The organism is Paenibacillus sp. UMB7766-LJ446 (assembly GCF_030226665.1).
GTDB classification, from domain to species: Bacteria; Bacillota; Bacilli; order Paenibacillales; family Paenibacillaceae; genus Paenibacillus; species Paenibacillus vandeheii.
The window spans coordinates 137,518-150,677 of sequence record NZ_JASOYM010000003.1; the positions used below are offsets into that span (position 1 = coordinate 137,518).

At 51.6% G+C, this 13,160-nt stretch carries 6 protein-coding genes; all 6 read right to left on the reverse strand.

Annotated elements, in window-relative coordinates; translation table 11 throughout:
* Positions 1-410 precede the first annotated feature (410 nt).
* Positions 411-3,647 carry a GAP1-N2 domain-containing protein gene (locus tag QP794_RS08755; protein WP_285075858.1) on the reverse strand — a complete coding sequence of 1,079 codons (3,237 nt, stop codon included), beginning with the start codon at positions 3,645-3,647 and terminating at the stop codon, positions 411-413.
* Positions 3,644-4,903 carry a TRAFAC clade GTPase domain-containing protein gene (locus QP794_RS08760; protein WP_024632789.1) on the reverse strand — a complete coding sequence of 420 codons (1,260 nt, stop codon included), beginning with the start codon at positions 4,901-4,903 and terminating at the stop codon, positions 3,644-3,646. Before QP794_RS08760 ends, QP794_RS08755 begins: the two co-directional genes overlap by 4 nt.
* Before the next feature lie 111 nt (positions 4,904-5,014).
* Positions 5,015-5,662, reverse strand: a complete 648-nt coding sequence (locus tag QP794_RS08765; protein WP_285075859.1) for a beta-mannanase — start codon at positions 5,660-5,662, stop codon at positions 5,015-5,017.
* Positions 5,663-5,682: 20 nt separating this feature from the next.
* Complete coding sequence (locus tag QP794_RS08770) at positions 5,683-6,966, reverse strand: vWA domain-containing protein (RefSeq protein ID WP_285075860.1); 1,284 nt, start codon at positions 6,964-6,966, stop codon at positions 5,683-5,685.
* Between the two features lie 197 nt (positions 6,967-7,163).
* Positions 7,164-9,728 carry a transcription initiation factor TFIID gene (locus tag QP794_RS08775; protein ID WP_285075861.1) on the reverse strand — a complete coding sequence of 855 codons (2,565 nt, stop codon included), beginning with the start codon at positions 9,726-9,728 and terminating at the stop codon, positions 7,164-7,166.
* A 1-nt stretch (position 9,729) separates the two neighbouring features.
* Positions 9,730-13,119, reverse strand: coding sequence for a tubulin-like doman-containing protein (locus QP794_RS08780; protein WP_285075862.1), 3,390 nt, complete (start codon positions 13,117-13,119; stop codon positions 9,730-9,732).
* Positions 13,120-13,160: the final 41 nt, after the last annotated feature.

The following is a 13,160-nucleotide window of genomic DNA, read 5'->3' on the forward strand; positions in this document are numbered from 1 at the left end:
CGGTTATGTATTCCGGCTATGACAACGAAAACGAAATTATAGTTCAGCGTATTTCCGGCGCAACAAGATCTTATACTCTAAAGATACTGATAATCATTATCATTTGTCAACACTAAATACCAAATTCCTTGATGGTTGTGAGCTATTTTTGAAGTGTTTTACTGGAAATGAGTCAGTTTGTCCCCCGTTCATGTGAGAGCTTTTCTCATCGTGTACGTGCATTACATCGCTTTGCGCAAGGTCATTCGTGCCCAACATTTTAATAATGTGTCTGAATTGTGAAAAATAGACCTATATCGCTTCAATTTGTACATGTTTTTCTCCATCGCTTGAACAAAACAAAAATACAGCCCCTACGAATTTACGAGGTGGCTGTATTCTGCATGAATCACCTATTCAAGTAATCTCGCTCAGAGCTTAGGTTCCGGGACGAGGTTGATGACGGTCGTTCCACTCTGAACACTCACGATGTCCTCCAGATCGATATCGGCCGGAAGCTCTACCTGGTGCCCATAAGGATACAGTCGATCTGCTTCGGCAACAGTCAGATTTTCCGCTGAAGACGAACCTGCTCCTGTAGACTGAGATGAATCTGAAGGCGTTTCGCCTGCTGCTCCCTCCGCTGTGCCTTTATCCGTGGAGTCCGTAGCTGCGCCAGTCCCCGTATCCGTTCCTGTGCTCCCTGCTGCTGGATCTGAAGTGGTGCCCTCCGTTATGGCTGAATCTGCCCCCTGCTCGGTTTCTCCGCTCTGCTGAGTGTCATCCGCAGTATGGGTAGAAGAATCCGCGGAGTTTCCTTCAGACGTGCCCTCTGTGCTGTTTCCGGCTGCATCTTCCCCATCCGGCTCCTCGTTACGGTTGAAACTCTCCCATTCTCCCTCAGCATTGAGCTTCTGCGTAGTGCCATCTTTCAAGTTCCATTGGAGAGTGTTCGTTTGCAAAGCGTTGCTGTCGGTTTCGTTTCTGTAACGGATAACCAACCGTGCAGGCGTCTGTGTACCGTCGTCCGCTTGGAATGCCGGAACGAGGTAGGCGATCTGTTCTGCGAGCTGCACCTCCGGTTCAGCAGGAACAACGGGCTCCTGTGTTGGTGGAGGTGATGCCGCTGGCGTCTCCGCCTTATTCCCCATCAAAGCATACGTACCTCCGGCAATACCAAGAATCAGGATAACGATGACCGATAGAAAAAGGTTTTTCCTTTTACCTGTCAGCATGCGTACCAGCGGAGAAGACAACTCTGTTCTGGCGCGGTCGTAGGCAGGCTTCATCGTCTTGCTTGCTCTGGCATAATAGGGCTTGAAAGCCGACTTGGACTTAAAGGCCTCGCGATCGTGGGCCTTGAAATAGGCCACGATTGCATCCGCGTATCCCTTGTGTGCGTTAGATCCGCGAATAAACAAGCGTTGATTCCCCGACCACTCCATAAATTGATACAACACTTCTGTACGTCCTGAATTACTGTAGATAAATTCAATAAGGCCTGGATAATCGAGCTTGTTGCTGCCGCTACCACCCCGATAGAAAGCCAGCGGCAGCGCTTCAAACGCAGTCGTACCTGGATGATCCCGAAGCTCCAAGACTAGCCAGCGGCGCGTCCAGCGCTGGAGTTCATTACGCTCAGCCAAGGAGAGTGCTTCCAGCTCCTCTTCGCTGCGCCCCTCACCGCTTAGCCATGCTCTCGCTGCCAGCATCATGTTTGTACGTGCAGATACATCTGAGCCCTGACGAGCAGCCCAGTCCCGAACCTCGTTTCCATGCAACAAAATATCAATGCTTAACAGCTGTTCACGATTAACCCGCTCCAGATCAAGATCCTGGATCATAAACAAATTAATGACGTAAGCCAGCTTATCGGCAAGTCGGGTTAAATCCTCCTGATATGCCGGTGGTTGGACAGCGGACTCAGGTCCACCTTTCCGGTTAGCGCGGACTGCAGCTCCAGATTGCCCAATCCGGGCGGTAATCCCTGTGTCTACTGAACCTGCGACTGATACACGATCCAATACACTAACCCGCTTAAGTGCCTCATTGGCAGATTGAACAGGGTTGGGCGCTGAGCACAAACGTTCACGCAGCTCGGTTGCAGTCCGTTCCACCAAGAAGCTATTGTGAATGGCAGATGAGTGAGATGTAATCCATCTCTGAATCACTTCCACGACGTCGGCAGCGGATTCCGTGCGTTTCAGCTGATTATCCAGATAGGGCTCGAACAACAGCTTGGTCAGTGATTCGTTCGCCAGCACTTTGTCGAAGAAAGCACGGCTTAACAGGCTGTCCCGATCCAGCAAGCCATACAGTTCCTGCACAGCACGCATTCGTTTCTGCGAACGGGCGTTATTAACACCATAGATGAAATAGTCCACGATTCGAGACTGTACAACTGGCGCAGCGACCCGGAAATACTCTCCGATGCGTGCAGCAACCGAGTCCTCAGGCACATTCTCCCGTTTTACACTGTCAAGCTCACGACTGAGCAATGTAAGGAACAACTCGTTCAAACGTGCACGTTGCCGCGCTCCGCCTTCGGGTTTCAAGTAGGTGAGCAAGCCACTCAGGACATCGCTTTTGTTATTCAGGTATATATCTTCCCTGCCTTGCTCCAGACGATAGAACATCGAAAGTTCCCCGTATGCTTCAATGGAGAATTCTCGTCCCGGTTCCATCCCGGACAGCATCTCATCCGCAAAAGCATAAAATGGATCGGCAGCCGCTGGCTCATGCAGCAGAGACCAGGCAAATTCCGCGTAAGGAAGCTTTGCCACAGATGCATCTGCATGGGTAACTCTGCCCGATACCAGATCAAAGGTGAAATCCTTCTCCGTATTCCGGTCCTTCGGACGCAGAGTGCCTCGCTCCACAAATTGGAGGTGGATGCCTTTCTTCGCCTGCGGCTCCTTGGCAAATGTCATGAAGCCAAGCTGCCGCCGGAACGCGTAAGGTAGCGCCGTAAACAACAAACGCAGCAACCCCTTGGCTCCGGCTGTAACTTCTTCAGCGGGCACATCCAGCGCAATATATACCTTCCGACGTGTCGCTACAGCCTGCATGACGGCGTAGAGCAGACGTTTGAACACCACTTCGTCCATTTTCAAAGCGCCAAGGATCTGGCTTGGAGATGAACCTGGGCCGAAGTCACCAGCCGGGCTTGTGCCGAAGCCCGAGCCTGTCCCTCTGGCAGCCCCCTGTCCCACTCCAGCTGTACGCGGCAATTCAGTAAGCGCAGGCAGTACTGTTCCTTGTTCGATGTCATATGACGTGGCGAACACAGCATCCAGCCAGCCGCCCTGCTTCATCTGCTCTTCCGAGCGTTCAGGAGACAAGACATAGTTATGAGCGAAAAAAGCACTGCGCAGCCCGGTGAAATCAGCGGACTGGTACACATTTTGCCCAAGGATCGTCTCCCCGCTCTCCAGGTGAAGCAGATGAATGGACGGTGGGAACTTCGTTTCATCCTTCTCACTCCGGCCCGTCAGTTCTGCTGGAGCGTCATAGACGCAGTAGGGATGAAGCACTTTTTTGATAAAAGAAGGGTCCAGTCCCGGCGATGCGGCTACCGTATCGAACCCCTCCGTTGTGCGAAACACCCCGCGCCGCTCTCTGGTGTACATCTGCTGTTCAATCGGCGGGGTTATGGAAGAACGCATCATCCCACTCTCCCCTCAATGTACTTCAGCTTGTACAGCAGCCAGAGGAATGGCTCATCGACACGGATTGGACTGACCACACCTTGCAGCTTCATATCCACCGGATTGCTTCCCAGCGCAGATACCGCAAAGTAAGCCGTATCCTTAAAGTACACATCCATCGTGCCTTTGAACGGACGGTCCACCTTCTCGATAAACCGTCGGATCTCCCCATCGATATTCTCGAATTCGGTCAGGTCGAACCAGTCGCGGTGCACCATGTTGCGGAACACATTACTGTTGGATTTGATGTAATCGCCCTCTTCATCCTTGAGGGAATGCAGCATGTCGCTTTTGGTCAATACAACAGCTGTCGGAATATTCGTCTTGGCTTTGTCCTGGTAAGCGATAAAGTCACCGAACATCGTCAGCACCACATCACGCGGCTCATCGTATCTTGGCGTCCACTCGCCTGGCTCATTGCCGAGGTTGATGCGGATTTTGTCCCGGATGGAACGAATCTGGAGCGGGTCCACCATGAACAGAATGCCTGCCGAGTTCTTGATATGCTGCCCGTGGAGTCCCAGATAGTCCTGCTCCACCATACCTTCACCAGCAACGTCAAAGAACACCAGTGTCAGCGGAGCTTTATCTTCATCCTTAAATACAAACTGGAAAATAAACGGCTCCTGCAGCTTCTCCTTCTGCGTGGAATCCAGCAGATCGCCCCGCTCGAACAGCGGTTCTTCATAATCCGCACGGAACCGGCGACTAATCTCCGCATTTAGCGGCATGCAGGCCGCATCAAAGTGATCTGCAGTGTAATGCTGCAATGTATGAATCAATGAAGTCATGTAGACGGATTTTCCCACCTGTGATGCACCTATAATGGAAATGATATTGCTTGGTGCTTTGCCTGCCGTGACAGGCAGCTCGTTATGGCACTGTGGACACAGTCGACGCCGCGTAACGACTCCATACCGATCGTTCAGTCCCATCACAATGTTATCCGAATAGATGCGATGTTCCTCAGGTACATCATGCGGAGCCAGTACGGCCTCCATATCAAACACCGTATCCAGTCCAAACCGTTCGCGATACCGATTCAGCTTCGCATCTTCCCCAAGTGCGTAGTCCTCATCGTCGTCGCGATGATGCGCAGCCCGGAACACAACCTCCTCCGGTGAAAACTTACTGAAGCAATATGGACATACGATATCGTAAAACAACGGCCGCTCCTCCGGCTGCTGTCGCTTCAAAAACCGACTAAAAAAGCTCATAGCCACACCCCTCCCCTGATCAGTTAGACAAAGTTGATTTACACTTGCACTACGATGACAGAGTAACCTTCCAATCGCTGTTATCCCCAGATTTTTTTGATTCCTAACTATCTAATCTGATATAAGCCTATAGGCGGCTCCATACTTTGGTCCGTCCGTGAAGAACAATCTCACGTAATCGTCCTTGGCTACCTCGACGGGTGGCATCTCATTTCTTCCGGGAGCAAAATCACTCACAAAAGGGTACACCGTGCCATCTTCCTTGTTCAACGGAACCCCGCCTTGCTTGCGGACATAACAGAGCGCTTCCTTCGGAACAGGTGCTTCGGCCGTGACGGTCATCAGCACACTTTTTCGTTTCTGAAAAAAACCGCTCTTGTACCGGATGGAAAAGCGAATATCCGCCTTGCCTGCGCTTGCAATCACTGTGTTGTCCCCATCACGCTGACGCACCAGAACTGGCCCGTCTTCCTCCATCTGACAGACATACACTGTGTACCGGATGGCACCAAAACCCGTGATGCGATCCATATATCCATTACTCGCCTTGTATTCTTCTTTCGTGTATAGCTTCAGCTTGCCCTGTGCAGCCTCTTCCCCGGTACGATCATCGCTCATCATATCGAGCTCCAGCCGTTCAACATATACAGCTTCCACACGATCTGGCCAGAGCCAGCGAAGTGTACACTGGCTCTCGTCCACTGCAAGTGTCAGTCTGCGAATCAGGGGCGCTGAAGGTTCTGCATCCGTAAAACGCATCTATCGTCTACCTCCAGACGTTAAAATCCTTTGCTGCGCGTATCTCTTCCCCGCTGTCCGAATCCTTCCGCCGAATTGGCTCCTGTACCAGCCTCGCGGCGCCCACGAGTCTTCCGCGGTGTATTCTCCTTGATTGGAATGATCCAGGTGAACAGGGTTAACACGGCAGATAAGATGAGCATCGCTCCGAATCTTACAAATGCATCACCAACCGCTGATCCGTCCAGACCCCATTCAAGCAGGAGTCCTGCCAATAGACCCGATACGGCACCACCTATACCGAAGCTGACCGCCAAATGGCGGTTATCGAATACCAGCCCAAGCGATATGCCCAGCGCTACGCCAATCAGAAGCAGAGCAGCCACTCGGAAAATAGCCAGATACGTGCTGTGCTCCATCATGCCTGTACGTTCGGTCACCAGTGTACGTTCATCGATCGTATCGTAAATTTGCTGGAATGCCAGATTAAGACCCCCGGAATCCGGTACATCATAGTACGTACCACCCGTCTGCTGTGCAATATGACGCAGCAAGTCGGTTCCGGAAGGGTCTACCAGACTCAGACCCACCGTATTGACGGCAATCTGTTCATTTGCATACTCAGACAAAATGCCGGATGTGTCTACATCACTAAATCCATCCGATAGCAGGATCGCCACCGTACCGCGTTTCGGGTCCTGCTTGCCCTTAATCTGCTCCATCGCTTCGCGCAGCACTGCATCGAAATTGGTGCCGCCCGAGGTCGTCACGATGCCGTCAATCTTGCTGTATACCTCATTTTTGGCCGCTTCACTGTCCATCTGAATGAACGGCTGCAGCAGCTGCGGCTGATCATCAAAGGTAATCACAGCTACCTGTTTATCGCTCTCCATTTGGCTGATCAGCGTTTTGGCTGCTTCAAAGCGGCCGTTATCCGGGTCCGTATCACTCATACTGCCTGAATTATCGATCATCAGTATAATATCTTTGACTTGCTTCGCACCGCCCGGGTTAATCTGATACAGCAATTGCAGGGCAAGTCCGACGACAAAAAGTAGTGCCAGCGTTGCCGGAACAAGCAGTTTCCAGGACAGCCCCAAATATCTTAGCTTCCAGGAAGCTCCGTTCAGCTTTGGCGAGATCATTTCTGCGAGTAAGCAGAACAATCCCACGCTAAGCGCCAGCACACCAAAGTATAGTCCCATCAGCAATAGACGAGGCATTTCTCCAAGCCACTGACGCAGCATGATTTCTCCAGCCGCAAAGCCCACAGCTCCGCCAATGAGGCTGAACAGGACCAGGAGAAGATTGATTTTTCGCTGCATGTTTGCATGCATCCTTTCCAAACCAGCCAAGAGTAGGCTGAATTAATACAAGATGGGCAATCAAAAATGAACGACTCCGTATCCCGGGCGGAAAACAGATCGACGTTGAGCCATGAAGGAACAATGAAAATTGCCCGCCTCATAGTTCAACCCCATCTGTACCTCCCTTCCGTCCATAAGAGACACGGCCTTATGTTTTAGCGCATGGGTGACAGCTTCTCGGCCAGATCGGAGGGATGCAGCTCATAACCATTCTCCGTATACGAATCGTAATACACCCGGCCGTTGCGATACACCATCAGGTCTTCCAGATGGAAGCCTCCCATCAGATTCAGCTTCTCCACACCACTGCTTCGTTCTTCGTATACCACACCCAGTTTATAAATACGTGACGTCTCTTCGGCATGCGCCGCGTAGTCCATGAAGGCACTATGGTGATCACCAAAGAAATATTTTTCTTCATAACGATGTTCCTGCGTATAGTCGAATACCCTTACCCGAACGACCGCCTGCTCCTCCAGTGTACGGTACAATCTGCGGAACAGATCATCACGGGTCAGTACGTTTTTGTCGCCATATGTAATGGTAACATTCGCCCGTAGCAGCAGTTCTTCTTCAAAAGGTACCCGGAGCGGATCTGCTGTAAGCAGCATGGCATGACATACTTCCATCAGACGTTGCAGGAGTCGCTCGTTTCCTTCCGTAGCAAGCCGGTTCATATCCCCCATATAGCGGTCTTCGAACCAAACATCCCGCCCGCGCTTTGCCTCCAAATCGGCGATCAGCGCTTCCGTCACTTTGCCGTAGTATTCCATTACGTTCTGCCCGATGTACGCATCGGCTGCGGCGATGCTCTCTAGAGCGGTCTCACGCAAGGTACGTTCCAGCGCTGCCAGTGTTTCCGTTACCTTCCGACTGAACGTATGCAGATGCTCCATCTCTGTGTCGTAGACACGAAGCAGCTGCAATTCATTCTCCAGACGCAGCAATTCAACCTTGGGTACATACACGCGCTCCAGCAAACAATCGATCAGATTGCGCACGTTTTGTTTGTCACGGAACAATGCCCGTTTGAACGACTGATCCTCTACCCGCTCCTGCTGCCGCTGCTCAAGCAAAGAACGTGCGGATTCAAGCTGCACCGATTTATCCCGGATCAGTCCAAGCAAGGCCTCACGCACACTGCCGAACCCATTGTCACTCCAGGCGGCCCACTGAAAATAGCCAATCTCGGGATGCTCCGTCCGTGAATGCTCGGCTTGGCGACGAAGCGAGCCTTCTGTGCTGCGCTGACGCACTCGTTCCTCGGCAAGACGGACCACGTTATCACGGAAGTACGCCTCTGCCCCATGGCCGAACAGCGCTCTCTCCGCTTCACGCAGTGAGAGCGGCTTTAGTTCCGTGAAGCTGACGTTATGCGTCATAATGCCGCTCATGCCGCTAACCAGGTCCTCATCGGGAAGAATACCTTCCACTTTACGCTCTACCGAAGCCCCGTCCAGTCCAAAGAAGACAAGCTTGTCCTTGATGCTCCACTCGGGTTCCTGCCGCATCCGTTCAAGCAAATAACGATACAGGTGATACAACACCGCAAGTGCAATCGGTTTGTTCGGCCGTCTGATCTCGGCAAAACCTGCACTGGCATAACCATGCTGATCCGAAGTGGTACGAATATTGTTTTTGAACGATGTATTGTTATAGGTGTTGGCTCCAGTGCTTGAAACGGCACCGGAGCTATCAGGCTCCTGCTTCCGGTTCTTTAGCAGACAGATTCGGCAGATGATCTCGGCATTTTCGATCCACCCGCCAGGTACGCCGGTTCCCCGCTCGTTTTTGTCTGACAAAATATATACGAGATCGAACAATGGCGATGCAGGATGCACGACCGGAATAGAGATACCGTCCTCTGTAACCAGCAGATTACCGCTGAACGTATAGTCCAGCCCTTGCATGTAATCCAGTTCCCGCAAAAAAGCGAGTCCTGCTGCACTTGCATATCCAAAGGAATCGACCTGCTCCATCTCGCTGACCAGCACATGCAGATCGGTCTGTACCGACTTGAAGGATTGACCCAATATCGTTTCGGTCAGCTTGGTAAGCTCCGGTAACAACACATTTAATGGATCGTCTGCCCGAGTCACGACCGTCACGTAGATCCGATCGAAAGATGAATACAAACGTCCGTATTCAGCAATCCGATTACTCACCCTTCGCAAGGTGCGATTCAGACCATAGAGGGCCTGATCTGAATCGTGAAAACTGCGATGTACATCCTTACGAAGTGTCTTGGAAGGTCGCCCGGTCTGTGCCCCGGATATCGGAAGCACGTGGCGGGTCACCTGACCGTCATCGAACGAGCTGCGATCCATAGCTTCAGCCGGACGATGCCCAACTGGATAGGTTGATTGACGGTCATCGCTATGTTCACCGCGGTTAAGCTGACCATCGTTATCATTATCATGCTTCATTCGTCCGCTGCTGTCATGGTTCCGATGACGATCATCATCCTGATCTTCCGTCCCAATCTGTACGTACACTACGCCTTCCCCGTTATCCCATTTCAGCCGGTTGATCTCCTGAACAGCAGATACTGCCGGAGCGACCTGATCACCCACGAACAGGAACAGAGCGGGGTAATGGATGCTGCTGCGACCATCACCCAGGCTGCCCTGGCGCTCCTGCTCTGTTGCATACTGGGCTGCATACTTCTCCAGATTACGCTTCAGGGCATTGTTCGAGCTGAACTCCATCCCGGCCGCCATCTTACTTCAGCCTTCTGCGAATGTCATTCAGTTTCGATGACATCGTTCTGTAGAACTGGTAGATGTCTTCCCCGTTCGCCAGTTCCACTCGCTCGTATTCCAGGCGATCACGGGATTCCATGAACAATGCAGCCAGATCATCCACTTTGCTAAGCAGTGGCGTGATATCTTCGGAAGCGGTCAGGTCGTTATCACGACGGGAAGCTTTGCGAAGCAATGTGCTGCGATCCTTCTCCGCCAGTCCACGGAAGTTGCCAAACACTTCATATTCAGCAAAGTTGCGGCTCTTCATCAGGTTCGCGAACGGCTCCCATGCGTCTTCTTCCGGATCACGGTCATAGACATACAGCGCGCCCTTTTTCACGATGGTATCCGTGTAGAGCGCTTCGATGAAGCGGTCATACCACTGCTCCTCGTCCTGGTGCTGGGCGAGAATGCCTTCCAGTTCGGCGACTTTGGCCGAGATGGCGTTCATCTTCGCCAGCTCTTCACGTACCCGCGCGATTAGCTGCGGGGAACGTACCAGGTTTTCTTTGGCCATATCTTCATTAATACTTCCGAAAATGTCCTTCACCGACACCCGTGGCAATCCTTCGGATTGCAGGCGTTTCAGTTCCATAACTGCACGCTTCACTTCACCCAGGTTCGGCGTAGTAGACGTCAGGCGCATGTCGTAGGCACCCAGCTTTGCGGACAAATCGAACGATTCGGTCGTAACAACGGCGTAGCGGTTGCTTGTATTTTCGTCAATCGTTTTGGCTGTAACAATCCTGTATCCAATCGCCTGCTCGAATTCCGTACGCACACGGGCATTGTATTGCTTCACCCGAGCGTTCTCGTACACATCACCCCAGGACTTTTCAGGGATCGGAGATGGCAGATAGGTCCAGTTATTCTTCTCGGTTTGCACCAGATGGCGGCCGATGCCTTCTTTGTCCAAAATGGTACGTTCATAGCTCTCCTCATATACTTTGAGCGGTGTGTACACAAACAGGGGAACCCCGTTGCGAGTGTTCAGCCAGAAGATCCGGTTGCGCACTTCACTTTCCTTGACGGTAAAATGGGATTTGCCCACCGCATTGTTCTGATAGTTGCGAATCCCTCTCAGAATGCCCGGCGCCTGTGCTGGCACCGATACGAATCCCCAGGATGGGAAATGCAGACTGCCTGTGCTGTTGCTCAGATTGAACACCGGAACGGCCTCATCATCCAGTTTGCCTGCAATGAAGCGTTCCACGAATTTCTCGACCGACTCGTCCTGTCCATATTTGATAACTAGGAAGTCCTCCATCGAGCGGGTAATCAGATCCCCGAACTTCTCAGTCAGGAAATCAGAGATGGAGCTGACGATATCGATCTCGTTTTCCTTCACCCACTGGCTGGAGTTCTCCAGCAATTCACGGGAGAAGTCGCGGATCAGGTCATCCGTATCGCGCTTATCCAGCAGTCCATCCACCACACTGACGATATCCGGTACACTTACAACGTTCCAATAGTACGTCTTGTTGCCTTTGTGATCGGACTGTTCTTCGCCGCGTGTGAGAATATCCCCGTTTTTGGAGAAAATCGAGCTGAGCGCGTTCAGCGTTTCGGTAAATACATTATAAATGCGGCTGTTTTCCTGATTCAGCAATTCGTACAAATCCTCATAGAACTCGATCATCTGATCATTGCGTTCCACATCGGCGTGCAGCCAGTACTCATGAATTTTCGCTTCAATATAAGCATTCTTCTTCTTCTCTTTGGAAACAAAAGCACTCTTCGCATCGCCGAGTTTCTCTTCGGACTGCTCCTGAGCGGCCTCAATATCACGCGGAATGCGGAAGGCATTCTCACGCAGGGTTTCAATGTACGACTGAATCATCTTCAGTACACAGAAGCCTTTTTCCGTGTAGATCAGACGGGACACATAGAACGGACCCTGTTCGGGATGCAAAAACATACGCCGGATCTGTTCGGTGAACTGACCCGCAATCTCACCCGGCAGCTGCTTCTTCGCCTTGATATATTCTTCACGGGCACGAGCCAGGAAGTTCTGCTCCAGTTCGGTGTCCATGTTCACCACCTGTGATTTCACCACATTGCCATAGGACAGACGCTCGCTATTCTGGTAACCTGGCAGCGGCTCCGGTACGCGGGCTTCAAAGGACTTGACCACACTTTCGAGATCAATGCCCAGTTTGCGGGCAAACTTCTCGGTATCCTCCTGATTCGGCGCTTTGGAGAACATGGTGCTCATTTTGTCGAACATGCGGTAAGCCAGATAGGTCGTCATCTCTTCAATCGGCAGTACCGCGGAGGATGCACCGATAATGTTGTAATCATAGTTCGCAGGGTAAGCCTTGTTCATCTGCGCAATGTTCGTACGAATGTTGCTAATATAGTCGTGGATGGCAAACTCCTCACCCGACTGCTTTTCCTCACTCGCCATGAAGTTGGTGATGTTCTCGGCGGTGACGTTCATGCAGTAATCGTAGGCGTTTTCCAGCAGTTTGCCTTCCGTATTGGTTGCGGAAATCAGATGACACAGGTTGAACGGCGGCAGCGGTGAATTCACGGTCAGAATATTGCCATATTTCTGGGAGAAACGTTCTCCCCGGCTATCCACGTTCATCCAGTAATCCAGCTCTTTGAGCGCAGCGTAACCATTCTTGCGGATGTACTCACGAGTGTGTTCACTCAAGCTTTTGTTGGAAAGGTTCACATCTGGAGTGAACAGATATCCAAGCGTGTTCACGCGGTCAATCCCGGCAGAGCCATGATCGCGTTCGATAATCCCGCGAACGATATAGGAAATATCCAGGAAGCAACCACTGCCCGTACCACCGGAAAGACCTGTCAGCAGGAACACCATCAGTTTTTTGTTGGTGCCTACGGATAAGGTTTTGATCTTCTTGTCGATCGCCTGAACGACCTGGTTAATCTTCGTAAACAGCAGCAAACGTCCAGCCTGACGCACCCCTGCGGCACCGTTCATGCCATCGGTGATGCTCAGCTCCGGAGACAGCCAGTCCGTAATATACGGCTCCAATACGCTGCGGTTCTGAAGCAGTCCACCAATCTCGGCATTGGACAACAGTACGAATTCATTAATTGGATCGAGTCCGATGCCCTTATACTTTTTGGCGCGATCCTGTTCGTTCGTTTCAAAAGCAAGAAATTCCACGTTGGACGGTTTGTCCATTTTTTTCTTGGATACCGGGTCCTGCGGAAGCTTGAAGCGTCGGTTAATCTGGTATTTAAGACGCAGCAGCGCATCAATACCTGTTCCTCCAAGGCCGATAATCAGAATCGGGTTATCAATCGTATCGACTCTGATTTTCTCGCTGACAATCCCTCCGCCAAGCGATACATCCAGTTGCTGAATATGTTCTCTAACAATCGGTTTCATTCCAAGTCCTCCCTTTCGTCATCTGCAAGTGCAAATGCCTG

Coding starts and splice junctions, on each gene's coding strand:
- QP794_RS08755 (WP_285075858.1), bottom strand. CDS start 3,647: ATGATGCGTTCTTCCATAACCCCGCCGATTGAACAGCAGATGTACACC.
- QP794_RS08760 (WP_024632789.1), bottom strand. CDS start 4,903: ATGAGCTTTTTTAGTCGGTTTTTGAAGCGACAGCAGCCGGAGGAGCGG.
- QP794_RS08765 (WP_285075859.1), bottom strand. CDS start 5,662: ATGCGTTTTACGGATGCAGAACCTTCAGCGCCCCTGATTCGCAGACTG.
- QP794_RS08770 (WP_285075860.1), bottom strand. CDS start 6,966: ATGCAGCGAAAAATCAATCTTCTCCTGGTCCTGTTCAGCCTCATTGGC.
- QP794_RS08775 (WP_285075861.1), bottom strand. CDS start 9,728: ATGGCGGCCGGGATGGAGTTCAGCTCGAACAATGCCCTGAAGCGTAAT.
- QP794_RS08780 (WP_285075862.1), bottom strand. CDS start 13,119: ATGAAACCGATTGTTAGAGAACATATTCAGCAACTGGATGTATCGCTT.